The 14,764-nt window shown below is 74.1% G+C and carries 12 protein-coding genes; 3 read left to right on the forward strand and 9 right to left on the reverse strand.

Features of this window, described 5'->3' with window-relative positions:
* Window positions 1-59 precede the first annotated feature (59 nt).
* Complete coding sequence (locus tag ACGF3H_RS16165; protein ID WP_362500151.1) at window positions 60-1,124, forward strand: LacI family DNA-binding transcriptional regulator; 1,065 nt, start codon at window positions 60-62, stop codon at window positions 1,122-1,124.
* On the opposite strand, the gene ACGF3H_RS16170 is transcribed toward ACGF3H_RS16165, so the two are convergent.
* The 4 genes from ACGF3H_RS16170 to ACGF3H_RS16185 are packed head-to-tail and all read right to left on the reverse strand — an operon-like array spanning window position 1,087 to window position 5,717.
* On the reverse strand, window positions 1,087-2,496 hold the full coding sequence (locus ACGF3H_RS16170; RefSeq protein ID WP_362500150.1) for a glycoside hydrolase family 32 protein: 1,410 nt from the start codon (window positions 2,494-2,496) through the stop codon (window positions 1,087-1,089). The two genes, ACGF3H_RS16165 and ACGF3H_RS16170, sit on opposite strands and share 38 nt — an antisense overlap.
* The gene (locus ACGF3H_RS16175) at window positions 2,493-3,347 is read right to left on the reverse strand and encodes a carbohydrate ABC transporter permease (RefSeq protein ID WP_362500149.1); all 855 of its coding nucleotides are present in this window, start codon (window positions 3,345-3,347) and stop codon (window positions 2,493-2,495) included. The genes ACGF3H_RS16170 and ACGF3H_RS16175 overlap by 4 nt, the downstream gene beginning before the upstream one ends.
* A 13-nt stretch (window positions 3,348-3,360) precedes the next feature.
* On the reverse strand, window positions 3,361-4,311 hold the full coding sequence (locus tag ACGF3H_RS16180) for a carbohydrate ABC transporter permease (RefSeq protein ID WP_393816495.1): 951 nt from the start codon (window positions 4,309-4,311) through the stop codon (window positions 3,361-3,363).
* Window positions 4,308-5,717, reverse strand: coding sequence for an extracellular solute-binding protein (locus tag ACGF3H_RS16185; RefSeq protein WP_362500148.1), 1,410 nt, complete (start codon window positions 5,715-5,717; stop codon window positions 4,308-4,310). Before ACGF3H_RS16185 ends, ACGF3H_RS16180 begins: the two co-directional genes overlap by 4 nt.
* Window positions 5,718-5,893: 176 nt before the next feature.
* Here ACGF3H_RS16185 and ACGF3H_RS16190 point away from each other — a divergent pair, with 176 nt between their 5' ends.
* Window positions 5,894-7,453 (forward strand): GH32 C-terminal domain-containing protein, encoded by a 1,560-nt coding sequence (locus ACGF3H_RS16190; RefSeq protein ID WP_362500147.1) that lies wholly within the window; start codon window positions 5,894-5,896, stop codon window positions 7,451-7,453.
* 94 nt (window positions 7,454-7,547) lie between these two features.
* On the opposite strand, the gene ACGF3H_RS16195 is transcribed toward ACGF3H_RS16190, so the two are convergent.
* The 3 genes from ACGF3H_RS16195 to ACGF3H_RS16205 all read right to left on the reverse strand — a co-directional run bounded on the left by ACGF3H_RS16195 (window position 7,548) and on the right by ACGF3H_RS16205 (window position 10,659).
* Window positions 7,548-9,050 carry a metallophosphoesterase gene (locus tag ACGF3H_RS16195; protein ID WP_362500146.1) on the reverse strand — a complete coding sequence of 501 codons (1,503 nt, stop codon included), beginning with the start codon at window positions 9,048-9,050 and terminating at the stop codon, window positions 7,548-7,550.
* A gap of 109 nt (window positions 9,051-9,159) precedes the next feature.
* The gene (locus tag ACGF3H_RS16200) at window positions 9,160-9,915 is read right to left on the reverse strand and encodes a dienelactone hydrolase family protein (RefSeq protein WP_362500145.1); all 756 of its coding nucleotides are present in this window, start codon (window positions 9,913-9,915) and stop codon (window positions 9,160-9,162) included.
* Between the two features lie 123 nt (window positions 9,916-10,038).
* Window positions 10,039-10,659, reverse strand: a complete 621-nt coding sequence (locus tag ACGF3H_RS16205) for an L-threonylcarbamoyladenylate synthase (RefSeq protein ID WP_362500144.1) — start codon at window positions 10,657-10,659, stop codon at window positions 10,039-10,041.
* 515 nt (window positions 10,660-11,174) lie between these two features.
* Here ACGF3H_RS16205 and ACGF3H_RS16210 point away from each other — a divergent pair.
* Complete coding sequence (locus ACGF3H_RS16210; protein WP_362500512.1) at window positions 11,175-12,704, forward strand: helix-turn-helix domain-containing protein; 1,530 nt, start codon at window positions 11,175-11,177, stop codon at window positions 12,702-12,704.
* A gap of 172 nt (window positions 12,705-12,876) precedes the next feature.
* Here ACGF3H_RS16210 and ACGF3H_RS16215 read toward each other — a convergent pair whose 3' ends face one another.
* On the reverse strand, window positions 12,877-13,917 hold the full coding sequence (locus ACGF3H_RS16215; RefSeq protein WP_362500513.1) for an NAD(P)-dependent alcohol dehydrogenase: 1,041 nt from the start codon (window positions 13,915-13,917) through the stop codon (window positions 12,877-12,879).
* Window positions 13,918-13,984: 67 nt separating this feature from the next.
* Window positions 13,985-14,764, reverse strand: coding sequence for an SDR family NAD(P)-dependent oxidoreductase (locus ACGF3H_RS16220; protein WP_362500514.1), 780 nt, complete (start codon window positions 14,762-14,764; stop codon window positions 13,985-13,987).

The following is a 14,764-nucleotide window of genomic DNA, read 5'->3' on the forward strand; positions in this document are numbered from 1 at the left end:
GTCACGGATAGGGTGGGCAATGATCAACCGGACGGGGCGGGACGAGGGCGGCCGACGGCATGGACAGCGCGGAGCAGAAGCGCACGACGGGAACGGGTCGTCCCACGTCACGGGATGTCGCCCGGATCGCCGGCGTGTCGCACACCGCGGTCTCCTTCGTGTTCAACGGCCGGGCCGAGGGCAATCTCTCGCCCGCCACCCAGGAGCGCATCCGGCAGGCCGCCGCCCAGCTCGGCTACCGGCCCGACCCCGTCGCCCGCGGCCTGCGCCGCCGCCGTACGGCCGTGATCGGCATCGTCACCGACGAGATCGCCTCCTCGCCGTTCGCGGGCCGGCTGCTGCGCGGCGCGATGGAGACGGCCTGGGACAGCGGTCACCTGGTCCTGACGGTCGACTCGGGCGGCGACCCGGCCAAGGAGGACGCGGCCGTCGCCGAGCTCCTCGACCGGCGTGTGGACGGCATCGTCTACGCGGCCATGTCCCTGCGCCGCGTCCGCGTCCCCGAGGGCCTGCACCGCACCCACGCCGTGCTGGCCAACTGCCTGCCCGAGGACGGCTCCCTGCCCGCCGTCGTCCCCGCCGAACGCGCCGGGGGCCGCACGGCCGCCAGGCTGCTCCTGGACGCGGGGCACCGCCGGCCGGCCGTGGTCGGCGGCCTGGACGACATCGCCTCCGCCGAGCGGCTGCGCGGCTTCCGGGACGCCCTGCGGGTGGAGGGCGTCACCGTCCCCAAGGAGTGGGTCGTGCGCACGGGCGGCGAGATCTCCAGCGGCTACGAGGGCGCCCTGCGGCTGCTCGGCTCCGTCCCGGCCGGCCGGCGGCCCACGGCGGTCTTCTGCTACAACGACCGGGTCGCGGCGGGCGTCCTGCACGCCGCGACCCGGCTCGGGATCACCGTCCCCGACGAGCTGTCCGTGGTGGGCTACGACGACCAGGAGCACATGGCGGCCTTCCTCTCCCCGCCCCTCACCACGGTCGCGCTGCCGCACCGGGAGATGGGCGAGGCCGCGGCCCGGCTGCTCCTGGAGGCCATCGACACCGGACGGACCCCGCCGGCCGCCGTCCGCCGCGTCGCCGGACCGATGGTCAGCCGTGCGTCGGTGGGACCGGCACCCACCCGGTGACCTCGGCGCCGGCCCCCGTGACGACCAGTTCGCCCACGTCGTCGGGCTCCCGGTAGACACGCTCGGTGACCATGGCTCCGTCGCCGGCGAACAGCTCGTACAGCGAACCGTCGACGAGGATCCGCACGGTCAGTTCCGCCCCCGGGGGCACCCGCGCCACGACCGGCGCCGCGCCCCCGGCTCCCGTCCGCGGCCAGCCGCTCCGGTCCAGGGTCACCGTGCCCTCGGCCGGGTCCACCCGCACCGTCAGCTCCGCGCCGGACGGGGAGCGCAGGAGGCTCACCGTGGTGTTCCCGCGTGCGGTCACCGTCAGGTCGTACGCCTCCGGGAGCGGGGTCGGGGCCGGGGTGGTGACGAACGGCTCGGCTGAGCGCAGCAGGTCCAGTTCGGGGGCCGGGGCGACCCTCAGGGAGCCGTCCGCGGGGTGCACGTCGACGACCCGGGGTGCGGTGAGGACGCCCGCCCACCCGGCGCGTTCGGCCGCGTCACGGTCGCGGGCCTCCCAGGACCAGCCCCACATCAGCGCCCGGCCGCGCTCCTGGAGGACGGCGGGCGCGTAGAAGTCACGTCCGTCGTCCAGGCGTCCGGCGCGCCGCGCCGCGAGGCGCAACCCGCCCTCTCCCGATGCTTCCAGACGTCCCGTCAGATAGCCGGTGGAGCACGGGTCGCCGTCCCACAGCGACACGACCAGCACCTGCTCCCCGGTGCGGGCCGTGAACAGCTGGGGGCACTCCCAGCCGACCGCCCTGTCCCCGAACGCCTCGGCGGCGAGGGGGTCGTGGCCGTCGAGCAGGACGCCGAGGAACCGCCAGTCGGTCAGGTCGTCGCAGTCGTACAGCAGGACCGACGGCGTGCCGTCGGCGTGCCCCGCGCCGACCAGCGCGTAGCGGCGGCCGTCGTGCCGGAACACGAACGGGTCGCGGAACATCACCACGTCGAGACCGGCGGGCGGCCCGCCGACCACCGGTTCGGGCAGCGGCCGCCACGCGGTCAGCGAGGCGTCCCGCGGATCGGCCGCCCGGGCCAGGCAGATCGTGCCGAGCCCGGTGTGCGCGCGGTCGACGCCGGTGTACACCGCGGTCGGTACCCCGCCGTCGTCGACGACGCAGCCCGACCAGCAGCCCGCCTCGTCCGGGCCGCCCGGCGTCGGGGCGAGCGCGACGGGGTGGTGCTCCCAGTGGGCGAGGTCGGCGCTTGAGGCGTGGCCCCAGTGGACGTTCGCGTGCACCGGGGCATCGGGGTTGTGCTGGTAGAACAGGTGGTACCGGCCCCGCCAGCGGAACGGCCCGTTGGGGTCGTTGATCCAGTTGGCGGGCGGGCGGACCCGGAAGCGCGGGGCGTGCGGATCGTGCGGGGAAGCGGCGAGGCTCAACGGTTGACTCCTGCGGAGGTGATGCCCTCGCGAAGAGGGCGCTGGCCGACGACGAACACGGCGACGGCGGGGATCATGGACAGCACGACACCGGCGAGGACCACGGAGACCGATCCGGTGCCGAGGTTGCCCTGGAGGGACACCAGGCCCAGCGGCAGGGTGTAGTTCTGGCTGGAGGTCTCGAGGATCAGCGGCCGGAAGAACTCGTTCCAGTGGTAGTTGAAGGCCAGGACGCCGACGATCGCGAGGCCGGGCGCGGCCAGCGGGGCGTACACCGAACGGAAGGTCCGCCACGGGCCCGCGCCGTCCAGCATCGCCGCCTCGCCCAGGTCCTTGGGCATGCCCATGAAGTACTGGCGCATCAGGAAGGTGCCGAAGGCGGTCGGGAAGGCCGGGACGATCAGCCCGAGCAGCGTGTCGGTCAGGCTCATGGACTTCAGCACCAGGAACACCGGCACGATCGTGACCTGCAAGGGCACCATCATGGTCGCCAGCACCAGGGCGAACAGCGGCTTCTTGAACCGGAACTCCAGGCGTGCGAAGGCATATCCGGCCAGACCCGCCGTGACCATCTGGCCGACGGCGATCAGCGCGGTCACCAGCGTCGAGTTGAGGGCGAGCAGCCACACGTCGAGCTGGTCGAAGACCCCGCGGTAGGCCTCGGCCGACGGGTCGGCCGGGATCAGGCTGGGAGGCAGGTCGAACGCCTCGGCGGGCGTGCGCAGCGAGGTGGAGACCGTCCACAGCACCGGACCGAGGGTCAGCAGGGCGCACACGGCCAGTGCGGCGATCCGCGCCCAGGGGGCGAGGCCGTGGCGCGCACGCAGGAGGGTCGTGGTTGCTTGACTCATGGGGCTCACCGGCTCACTGGTAGTGGACGAAACGCCGGCTGAGCCGGAACTGGAGGGCGGTGACCGCCATGACCAGCACGAACAGCAGCACGCCCACCGCGGACGCCTCGCCGAACCGGAGCTGCTCGAACGCGGTCTCGTAGATCACCATCACGACGGTGCGGGTGGAGTCGCCCGGCCCGCCGGCGGTCAGGACGTACGGCTGCTCGAAGACCTGCAGCGCGTTGATGATGCCGACCACCGACGCGACCAGCAGCGTGGGGGACAGCAGCGGCAGGGTGACGGCGAGGTGCTTGCGCAGGCCGGTCGCGCCGTCCAGGGAGGCGGCCTCGTGGATCTCCTTCGGGATGTTGTTCAGGCCGCCGACGAACAGCAGGAACGAGAAGCCGAACTGCTGCCAGACGTAGACGAGGACCACGGTGGCCATCGCCGCGTTCTCGGAGGTCAGCCACGGCATCGGCGCGATCCCGACCAGCCCGAGCAGCCAGTTGACCACGCCGAAGTCCTGGTTGAAGAGGTACTTCATCACCACCGAGATCGACGCGGCGGACAGCACCAGCGGGAAGAAGAACGCCGAACGGAACACCGACCGCAGCCACACCGGCATCCGCCCGTTCACCGCGAGGGCCAGGACCAGCGCGATCAGCAGTTGCAGCGCGACGGCGAGCACCATGAACACCAGCGTGTTGCGGAAGGACACCAGCACCGTCGAGTCGCCGAACGCCTCGCGGTAGTTGGCCGCCCCGGCGAAGGACGGGGACTCGATGATGTCCCAGTGGAAGAGGCTGAGGACGACCGAACCGGCGATCGGCACGACCGTGAAGACCACGATGCCGATGATCGTCGGCGCCAGGAAGAGCGCGGCCAGCAGCCGGGTGCCGTCAGCGCGGGCCGGGCGGCGCGGCACCGCCGCGGCGGGCGCCGCGGGCCGTGGCCGCACGGCCGGGGCCTGGGTGTTCGTCATACGTCACGCTCCATGGCCTTCTCCAGGTCGCCCTGCATCCTGCGCAGCGCCGGACGCACCGCGCCCGGGGACGCCAGGGCGGCGCCGGTGTGCTTGAGCAGCACCTGCTCGACCTCGGCGACCTGCGGCGGCGCGGGGATGGGTCCGGTGTCGGGGAACCGGTCGAGGGTGTCGTAGAAGACCCGCCAGTTGGCCGGGCCGGTCGTGCGGTATCGGGCGTCGGTGAGCATCGAACGGCGGGCCGGGGTGGTCTGGTTGCCCCGGAACAGCCGGGCCAGGGTGTCCCGGCGGGCGGCGTACTTGATGAACTCCCAGGCGGCGTCCTGCTTCCTGGAGGTGCGCAGCAGCGCGTAGCCGGCCGCGCCGAACTGGTGGCGGTGGGTGCGCCACCGCGGGAAGTACTGCACGTCGTAGCCGGCCGGGTCCGTGCCCGCCAGGTGCAGGCCGCCCGACCAGAAGCCGCCGGCGGGGGTGACGCCGACGCGGCCGGTGGAGAACACGCCGACCAGGTTGCTGCCGTTGCCGCCCTCCGGTCGGGTGCACAGGCCCTCCTGGATGAGCGAGGCGAGATGGTCGTACACCTCCGTCACCCGGTCGTCGGTGGCCTGCGGGGTGGTCCAGCGGTACCCGCCGCCGCGCCCGCGCCTCAGGTCGGCCGGGTAGAAGGTGTCCCACAGCCAGGAACCGCCGGGCGCCCTGGACTCGGCGAGCAGGTTGGTGCCGTTCGCGAACAGCCACGGGACCACGCCGCCCCACAGCCGGTTCGTCCAGAAGTACGGCGTGAAGTGGGAGTCGCTCGACCGCTTCAGCCGGCGCAGCAGCGCGGTGAAGTCGTCCCGGTCCCAGTCGGCCGGCGGGAGGTCCGCGTCCGCCCGCCTCAGGACCTCCCGGTTGAGGTAGACGTCGGCCGCGTTGAACTCCACCGGCAGCTGGTGGAGGCTGCCCTCGTACATCATCGACTCCACCAGCGAGGGGTGGACATCGGCGAAGTACTCGCGCAGTTCGTGCGCGTCCCGCTTCACCCAGCGGTCCAGCGGCACCCCGAGGCGCCGCGCGAACAGCTGCACGCCCTCCGTGGCGACGTAGACCAGGTCGGGAGCGGTGCCCGCCGCGATCTGGGTGAGGATCTTGGCGAAGAAGTCCGACCAGTCCACGGCCTGGACGGCGTTCACCCGGAGCGGGATGTCGGGGTGGAGTTCCCGGAAGCCTTCGCGCAGGGCGCGGACGGCCGCCGGGTCGAAGGCGGAGCCGAGGGTGGCGACGACCAGGGAGCCGTCGTCGCGGCCGGGAATGTCGGCTCCGGTGAGCCGGTCCCAGCTCGCTGCGGTGCCGGCCAGCGCGGCGGCTCCCGTGCCGTAGGCGCCGTAGCGCAGGAGCGCCCGGCGAGTGAGGTGCGAGGTGGTCATCGAATGGGCCTAACCCGTGTTAGTCGAGGTGCGATGCCCAGATGATGAGAAGCCCGGAGCGGGCCTGTCAAGGGTCGCGCCCGCTTGACCTTTAACGAGTTAGGTCTACAGTCCTGGTTCCACGTGAGCCTGTCCCGAGCCGCTCTCGCACCACCGACGAGAGGAACGACGCAGTGATGCGTGGAATGTCCAGGAGAGCCCTGTTCGCCGGATCGGCCGTCGGCGCGGCGGCCGCGGTCCTGCCCGCGGTGCCGGCCACCGCCGCTCCCCGGCCGAAGCCCGCCGCCGGCTGCGCCCGCTACCGCGCCGCCTACCACTTCACGGTCCCCGACCAGTGGAAGAACGACCCGCAGCGTCCGGTGTGGATCGACGGCGAGTACCGCTACTTCTACCTGTACAACCCGGACTACTTCACGGGCGGCACCCAGGCGGGCACCGCCTGGCGCCTGGCCACCAGCACCGACCTGGTCGCCTTCACGGACCGCGGGACCGCGGTGCCGAAGGACACCACGCCGAACGGGGACGTGTGGTCCGGCTCGGCCGTGGTGGACACCGACGGCACGGCGGGCTTCGGCGCCGGCGCCATCGTCGTCCTGGCCACGATGTCGCCCGACGACGGCCCCGCCTCGCAGGCGCAGTACCTGTACTGGTCCGCCGACGGCGGACGCACCTTCACCCCTCACGGCACCGGGCCCGTCCTGCCCAACCCCGGCGTGCGCGACTTCCGCGACCCCAAGGTGATCCGCGACGACGAACGCGGCCGCTGGGCGATGGCGCTCGCCGAGGGCACCAGGGTGGGCTTCTACCACTCCACCGACCTCAAGCGCTGGACCCGTGCCGGGGAGTTCACCGAGGAGGGGCTCGGCGTCCTGGAGTGCCCCGACCTGTTCCGCATCACCGCCGACGACGGCACGACGAGGTGGGTGCTCGGGGTGAGCGCCAACGGCAAGGCCGCGGGGCTGCCCAACACCTACGCCTACTGGACCGGCTCCTTCGACGGCAGCGCGTTCACCGCCGACGCCACCGCCCCGCAGTGGCTCGACCACGGCTTCGACTGGTACGGCGCCGTCACCTTCGAGAAGCGCGACGCCAACGGCACGCCCGACGCCGGCGTGCGCCACGCCATCGGCTGGCTGAACAACTGGGACTACGCGAACACCACGCCCACCATCGACACCGACGGCTTCAACGGCACCGACTCGATCGTCCGCGAGGTCCGCCTGAAGCGCGACCCGGCCGGCACGCACTACCTCGCCTCGCGCCCGGTGACCTCGCTCGACGCCCACGTCTCCCGCACCGTACGGCTGGGCGACCTCACCGTCGACGGCACCCGCGTGCTCGGCTACACCGGCACCGCGTACGAGCTGACCTGCGAGATCACCTGGGACCGGCTGACCGGTGCCGGCGTGCAGCTGCGCCGCTCCGGCGACGGCGGCCGGCACATCGACGCCGGCTTCTACGGGGACTACGCCTTCGTCAACCGCCGGGGCGCGGTGAACCCCGACGCGTCCGGACGGTGGCAGGAGAGCCGCTCGCCGTTCGACCCGTCGGCCCGCACGGTGCGGCTGCGCGTCCTGGTGGACCACACGTCGGTGGAGATGTTCGTGGACGACGGACGGTACACCCACTCCACGGCGGCCTTCCCGTACCTGATCGACCGCGGGCTCGCCCTGTTCACGGTCGACGGCGGGGCGGTCTTCCGGAACACGGTGATACGGGAGTTCACCGTCCGATAGACCGCCGGGTCCGAGGGACCGCCGGGCCCTGTCGCCGCGTCGGGCGAACACCCCTCGGGGGAGCGGGCCGGGCCGCCGGTGAGCCGGCGTCCGGTCACACGAGCGGGATCGTCACCTCGTCCTCGACCGGCGGGTCCAGCTCCTGGGCCCGGTTGCCGGTGGCGGCGTAGCAGCGCAGCCGGACCGCGTCCGGGGAGACGTCCAGACGCAGGAAGCACTTGAAGAAGGGCGGGCTGTACGTCGCCGAACCCGGCGAGAACAACTGCGTGTAGATCTTGCGCACGGGCAGCCGGAACCGCTTGCGGCGGTCGGGGCGACGCCCCGTGCCCAGCAGCCCGGCGACCAGTCGGGTGCGCCGGGTGACCCGCGCGGCGGGACCCGGGGCGCGGGCCGGGCGGATGCCGAGGCGTTCGGTGATCACGGCCGTCGCCTCGGCCTCCGTCAGCGTGAAGAAGCGCCGCAGCCGCAGCCTGCGCCCGTAGAGCCCGCTGTAGAAGGCGAGGGAGTCGCCGCGCAGCGGATAGCAGCGGAAGTCGTCCTCGGTGACACCGGCCACCGAGACGCGGGGGATGGTGTGGGTGGCGTGCATGAACGCACCGCCGCCGCCCGCGACCACGTACTGGACGGTGCGGCCGTCCACGTCGACCGGGTAGCGCTGGTAGTTGTGGATGTCGCCGCCGATCGCCGCGACATAGCCGTGGGCGGGGTCGCGGACGATGTCGTCGACGGTGCCGCCGCCCTCGATGGCGCACGGGTGGTGCTCGCCGTCCACGTACAGGGGCGAGCCGGTGACGAGGATCTTCGGCCGCGGTCCGCGGGAGACCTCGCGCAGCCAGGCGCCCTGTTCGGCGTCGAGGGTGCCCAGCAGACCCGTGTCGATGCCGACGATCCGCACCGGGCCGGCGTCGATCGCCCAGTACGGGCCGGGCTGGACGGCCTGCTGGGCGGGCGCGGAGCGCAGCGTGCGGGCCTCGTCCAGGTGCCGGCCGTCGTCCGGGCGGGGCCGGTGCCACAGCAGGGACCTCAGCCAGGCCCGGCTGAGGGGCCGCGGGGCGGGCTCGGGCGGCAGCGGCGGGGCGTCGTCGCAGAAGACCCGCATGAAGCCGCCGAGGTCCTCGTACCAGTCGTGGTTGCCGGGTATCGCGTAGACGGGCGCCGGATAGTCCCGGTACGGGCGGAAGAACTTCGTGCCGTAGTCGTCGGCGCTGCCCACCGGGTAGATCACGTCGCTGGCGAGCACGGCGAACCGCGTGTCGCGGCCCTCCTTCAGCAGCCCCGGGACGACCGCGTACTGAGGGTCGTCGCCCTCCCCGGTGTCGCCGATGACCAGGAAGGAGAAGCGGTCGGGGTCGTCGCGCCGGACGATCTTGTCGGCCGGTGCCCCGGCAGCCGCCCGCTGTGCGACCCAGCGGCCGCGGGTACGGCCCGTGGGGTCGCCGAACAGCGAGGCCAGCACGCCGTTGCGGGCGGCCCACAGCGTCTTCGGGCTCATCCAGGAGAGCTGCTCGGTACGGGGTGGCATGAGGGACCGGTAGGCGCCGTGTTCGGCGCCGCCCCAGCCTGCGCCTGCGGCGGTGTCACGTGAGGAGTCGGGCACGGGGGAACGGTAACAACCGCCCGGACGTGGAGAGGACCCGGGGAGCGGCGGCAACTTCTCGTCGCTTCCCGGGCGTTGACGGCCGGCGGCCTGCCCCGCGGCCCGGCGGTCAGAGCGTCCGCCTCAACAGGCCGAGCAGCGCCTCCCAGTGCCGCTCGGTCGCCTCCGGGTCGTAGGCGGAGGTGTCGGCCTGCGTGTAGCCGTGGTGCGCCCCGGCGTAGACCTCGCAGCGGTGGCGGACGCCCGCCCCGGTCAGGGCCGCCTCCAGGCGCTCCTGCTCCTCGGGCGGCAGGCCCGGGTCCGCGTCGGCGTGCCCGAAGTACAGCTCGGCGGTGACGTCCCCGGCCACCAGGTGCGGGCTCTCGGGCCCCTCGGTCGCCAGGTGCCCGCCGTGGAAGCCGGCCGCGGCGGCGACCCGGTCCGGGAACGTGCCGGCGGTGCGCAGGGCGAGCGCGGCGCCCATGCAGTAGCCGGTCACTCCCACCGGACCGTCGGCGACGAGGGCGCTGTCGGCGAGCCACCGCAGCCAGGCGTCCGCGTCCCGCATCGCCCGGTCCGGCGTGAGCGCCTTCATGAGGGGACCGAGGTGCTGGAAGATCTGCGGCCGCGACCCGGCGTCGATGAACTCCGGCAGCTCGACGACCGGGGCCCGCCCGTGCCGGTAGAACACGTTGGGCACCAGCACGGTGTATCCCGCGCCGGCCAGCCGGTCGGCCATGGCCCTCAGTTGCGGGCGCAGGCCGAAGGCGTCCATGTAGAACAGCACCGCCGGATGCGCGTCGCCGTCAGCGGGGTGCGCGAGGTAGGCGTCGGCGGTTCCGTCGGCGGTGGGGATGTCGACGGCGTTGCCCTCTACGGCGGTCATGGCGGGGCTGCCTTTCTCGATCGGGTCTCGGCGTCCGGTCCGCCGGGCGACCGGCGGACCACGGCCATCGTGGCACGCCGGCCCCGGGGTGCGGCGCGCCCCCCGGGGCCGGCGGCCCGCCCGCTACTCGAAGCGCGTCGTGTCGCCGGCGCCCCGCCGCACGATCTCCGCCTCCCCGCCGGAGAAGTCGACGACCGTGGTCGGTTCGGTGCCGCACTCGCCGGAGTCGATCACCGCGTCCACCACGTGGTCGAGCCGGTCCTTGATCTCCCAGCCCTGCGTCATCGGCTCCTCCTCGTCGGGCAGCAGGAGGGTGCTGGACAGCAGCGGTTCACCGAGCTCGGCCAGCAGAGCCTGCGTGACGACGTGGTCGGGGATGCGCACGCCGACGGTCTTCTTCTTCGGGTGCTGGAGCATCCGCGGCACCTCCCTGGTCGCGGGGAGGATGAAGGTGTAACTGCCCGGGGTCGACGCCTTGATCGCCCGGAACACGTCGTTGTCGATCTGTACGAACTGGCCGAGCTGCGCGAAGTCCTGGCACACCAGGGTGAAGTGGTGCCGGTTGTCCAGGTGCCGGATCGACCGGATGCGGTCGGTCCCGTCGCGGCTGCCCAGCCGGCAGCCCAGTGCGTAACAGGAGTCGGTCGGGTACGCGATCAGCGCGCCCGCGCGGACGCTGTCGGCGATCTGGGCGATGCTGCGCGGCTGGGGGTTGTCGGGGTGCACGTCGAAGTACTTCGCCATTCACCGAGCTTATGCCGCCCGCGCGGCCCGCGGCTTCCGGACCGGCCCGGGTGGCGCCGGTCCCCGCCGGGGCGGCCGGGCGCCCCGGCCGTCCCGGGGCCCCGACGGCACGGCTGGGGGAGTGCATGCCGTGGCCGCGGCCCCGGACCGCCGCTCGGCGGGCGGTACGCCGTGCCGCGGGCCGGGCGCCCCGGCCGTCCCGGGGCCCGGACGGCACGGCCGGGGGAGCGCATGCCGTGGCCGCGGCCCCGGACCGCCGCTCCACGGGCGGTCCGCCGTGCCGCCGCCACGGACCCCACGTCTCCGCGCGGTGGACGGCCGGCCCGTGCCCGCGCGGCGGACGGCCGGCCCGGCGCGGGCGGCCGACGCCGACCGCCCGCCCGAAGCCCGTCGGCACCTTCCGTGCCGTCCGGGCCGCCCCCGGACGTCGCCTGCGCGCTCCGCGCCGTGGTCGCGCATGCGGTAACGTCCCTGGCCTGGGCCGACGGTGAGGCGAGGACGAGGAGAAGGCCGACGTGGCGGGCCGCGAGGACGGGACACGGCAGCGGAACGCGAGGACCGGCGGGCACGCGGGGTGGGCGGAGGAACTGCTCGACCACCTGCGGCCGGCCGGACGCGACGTGGGCAGGGTCGTGACCTGGCTCGCCGGTGCCGTCGGCGGGGCCGTGACGCTGCAGGACGGCACCGGCGGACTCCTCGCCGGGACCCGTACGACGCTGGACGAGAACCTGGTCGCCGACATCACCGCCGGCCGGATCGCCTCCGCCGCCGTCGAGGACCGGGGCCGCCACCTGCGCCTGGTCCGGGTGGAGCGGACCCGTCCGGACCGGGCCGCCGTGCTCGCGGTGGCCCGCGACGCCCCGTTCGACCGGCGGGCCGCCGACATCGTCGTCCACACCGCCCAGGTGGTCCGACTCCTGCTGGCGGAACACGCATCCGCCGCCGCGGGACAGCGGCTGCGGCGGGCGACCTCCGACCTGCGCCTGGCCATCCTGCAACTGCTCATGGTCGAGGACACCGTCTCCGCGCGCCGCGTGGCCGCCGGGCTCTGGCCCGGGCTCCTCGACACCGACACGGCGTGCGTCTACGTCATGGAGAGCGTCCCCGAGGACCGCGACCGCCTCGCCGAGGAGTGCCTGTCGGCGACCGGGGAACGGGCCCTGGTGGTGCGCTGCCCGGCCATGGACGGGCACGTCATCGTCCTGACGCCCCGTGACACGACCGGCGAGGACCTGCGGTCGCTCGTCGGCCGCAGCCCCGGCGTCTTCCTCGGCGGCAGCGCCCGGCAGAGCCTCGCCCGCACCGCCGTCGCGTACGGGCAGGCCGTGAGCGCCCTGGCCGTGGCCAGGTTCCGTCCCGGGAAGGCGGCCGTGTACGCCGAGCGGACCCGCCCCGAGCGCCTGATGGATCCGGCCGCCCTGGGGGACTGGACGGCCCGCGTGCTGCGCCCGCTCGACGGCCTGCCGCACCACACCCGTGCCGAACTGCTCGCCACCACCCGGCTCGGCCTGGAGTTCACCGCGGTCAACACGGCCAAGGTCCTCGGCGTCAGCCGCAACACGGTCCGCGCCCGCATGGACCGCGTCGAGGGCCTGCTGCGCACCGACTTCGCCGACCTGACCGTCCGCGCCGCCGTCCACCTCGCCCTGAGCGCCCAGGCCGCCCTCGGGGCGGGCTCCGGCGAGAGCACGGCCGGACCCGGCCGTGCCCGCCTCACCGACCTGCTGGCCGGCCCGGCGGTGCGCGGCTGGGCCGGTGACCTGCTCGGCCGGCTGGAGCCGGACGCGCGGAACGTGCGCCGCACCCTGCGCACCTGGATCGCCGTCGGCGGCAACGCCGAGCGGGCCGCCCGGCGGCTCGGCGTCCACGCCCAGACCGTGCGGGAGCACGTCCGCAGCGCGGAACCCGTCCTGGAGCGCCAGCTGCTCGCCGCCGGCAGCGACCTGTACGAGGTGGTACTGGCCCACCTGGCCCTCGGAGACCTCGACCAGCCGAGCCTGCTCGGGACGAAACCGGGCCATCCGGACTCACCTGTGCACGGGTGAGTCCGGACGGCCCGGCAGTGGGCACCGGGACGATTCACAACCGGCCGGCCGTCCACATAGATTGCGACGGGCCGCGGGGGCACGACCGGAACGGGGGACCGGTCGCGCCCCCTGCCGCCGTTCGCGCAGGGTCCGGCGGCGGCCGCGGGACCCCGCGGACGGTCGGACCCGGTCAGCCGTTCGGGAGGATCACCGCGCGGCCGTCGACTTGGCCCGCGTGGAGCCGCTCGTAGGCGAGCGGGGCGTCGTCCAGGGAGTACGTCTCGGTGTGCACCGACACGGCACCCGAACGGGCCAGGTCCAGCACCTCGATCAGCTCGCCGCGGCTGCCCCAGTAGGGGGCGCTGACCGACACCTCGAAGGGCAGCAGGCCGAAGCCGACGGGAAGCGACCCGCCGCCGATGCCGACCAGCGTGACGTCGGCCTCGACGGCCGCGACGGCGCCGGCGGTCGCGACGGTCGGCGCCACCCCGACGAAGTCGAACACGGCCTCGGCCCCGAGACCGCCGGTGATCTCGCGCACCGTGTCCGCCGCCTTCGCGTCGGACAGCACCGCCTCGTGCGCGCCCACCTCACGGGCGAGGCGCAGCTTGTCCTCGCTGACGTCGAGGGCGACGACCCGGGCGGACGTCAGCGCGCGCAGCAGCTGGATGGCGACGTGGCCGAGGCCGCCGGTGCCGATGACCACCGCCGTCGAGCCGGGGACCAGCTTGGGCAGCGACCGCTTGATCGCGTGGTACGGCGTCAGGCCGGCGTCCGTCAGCGGCACCGCCGCGACCGGGTCGAGGCCGTCCAGCGGGACCAGGTGCCGCGGGTCGTCGACGAGCAGGTACTCGGCCATCGAGCCGGGACGGCCGAGGCCGGGCGGGTGGATGCCGAGCGCGTCGGCACGCAGGCAGTAGTTCTCCTTGCCCTCCGCGCACTTGGCGCAGGTGCCGCAGCCCCAGGGGCCGTACACGGCGACGGCGTCGCCCTCCGCGAGGCCCGTCACCCCGGCGCCCAGCGCGGCGACCGTGCCGACGCCCTCGTGGCCGAGGGTGAGGGGGAGCTGGTACGGGAAGCCCTCGGCGGGCCAGCTCATCACCGCGATGTCGGAGTGGCACACCCCGGCGGCGGTGACCTTCAACAGCACCTGGCCGGGGCCGGGCTCGGGGTCGGGAACGGTGACCACCTCGGGCGGGGCCCCGATGGTGCGGTACTGCAGTGCCTTCATGGCCGAACTCCTTTGTTCCGTCCCCCGTCGTTGCGTCCCCCGTGATGTCCCTGTGTGCGACGCGGGATCAGACCGCGGTGTAGGCGCCGTCCACCAGGTGGTAGCTGCCGGCGACGAAGGACGCCCGGTCCGACAGCAGGAAGGCGATCAGCTCGGCGACCTCCTCGGAGCGCCCGAGGCGGCCGGCCGGGTGCAGGGCGACCAGGCCGTTGTAGGCGGCCTCGTCCATGGTCTTGAGCAGCGGGGTGTCGATGAAGCCGGGGCCGACCGCGTTGACGCGGATGCCCTTGGCCGCGTACTCGGCGGCGGCGGCCTTGGTCAGCCCGACCACGCCGTGCTTGGCGGCGACGTAGGCGGGGGAGCCGGCGAAGGCGACGGAGCCGAGGATGGAGGCGACGTTGACGATGGCGCCGCCCTTGCCGGCGGCCTGGATGGCGGGCAGTTCGTAGCGCATCGAGTAGAAGACGCCGTCCAGGTTGGTGCGCACGACGCGCTGGTACGCCTCGATGTCGTACTCGCCGGTCGGGGCGCTCGGGCCGCCGATGCCGGCGTTGTTCACGGCGAGGTCCAGGCCGCCGAAGGTGTCGACGGTGAAGCGGACGGCGGCCTCGACGGACTCCGGGCGCGTGACGTCCAGTTCGACGGCGGCGGCGCGGATGCCCTCCGCCGTCAGCTCGGCGGCGGCCTTCTCGGCGCCCTCCGCGTTGTAGTCGGCGATGACGACGTTCGCCCCGTCGGCGCCCAGGCGGCGGGCGGTGGCCAGGCCGATGCCGGACGCGGCGCCGGTGACGAGGGCGGTGCGGCCGGCGAACTCGGGGGCGGCGGGGGTGGTGCCAGTGGTGCTCAT

It is taken from the genome of Streptomyces sp. NPDC048185 (assembly GCF_043202495.1).
Classification (GTDB): domain Bacteria; phylum Actinomycetota; class Actinomycetes; order Streptomycetales; family Streptomycetaceae; genus Streptomyces.

What these genes read in the sequence shown, in the direction of transcription:
- ACGF3H_RS16220 (WP_362500514.1), bottom strand. Translation starts at nt 14,764, where the DNA reads ATGAGCACCACTGGCACCACCCCCGCCGCCCCCGAGTTCGCCGGCCGC.
- ACGF3H_RS16205 (WP_362500144.1), bottom strand. Translation starts at nt 10,659, where the DNA reads ATGGCGAAGTACTTCGACGTGCACCCCGACAACCCCCAGCCGCGCAGC.
- ACGF3H_RS16215 (WP_362500513.1), bottom strand. Translation starts at nt 13,917, where the DNA reads ATGAAGGCACTGCAGTACCGCACCATCGGGGCCCCGCCCGAGGTGGTC.
- ACGF3H_RS16175 (WP_362500149.1), bottom strand. Translation starts at nt 3,347, where the DNA reads ATGAGTCAAGCAACCACGACCCTCCTGCGTGCGCGCCACGGCCTCGCC.
- ACGF3H_RS16165 (WP_362500151.1), top strand. Translation starts at nt 60, where the DNA reads ATGGACAGCGCGGAGCAGAAGCGCACGACGGGAACGGGTCGTCCCACG.
- ACGF3H_RS16200 (WP_362500145.1), bottom strand. Translation starts at nt 9,915, where the DNA reads ATGACCGCCGTAGAGGGCAACGCCGTCGACATCCCCACCGCCGACGGA.
- ACGF3H_RS16185 (WP_362500148.1), bottom strand. Translation starts at nt 5,717, where the DNA reads ATGACCACCTCGCACCTCACTCGCCGGGCGCTCCTGCGCTACGGCGCC.
- ACGF3H_RS16190 (WP_362500147.1), top strand. Translation starts at nt 5,894, where the DNA reads ATGCGTGGAATGTCCAGGAGAGCCCTGTTCGCCGGATCGGCCGTCGGC.
- ACGF3H_RS16180 (WP_393816495.1), bottom strand. Translation starts at nt 4,311, where the DNA reads ATGACGAACACCCAGGCCCCGGCCGTGCGGCCACGGCCCGCGGCGCCC.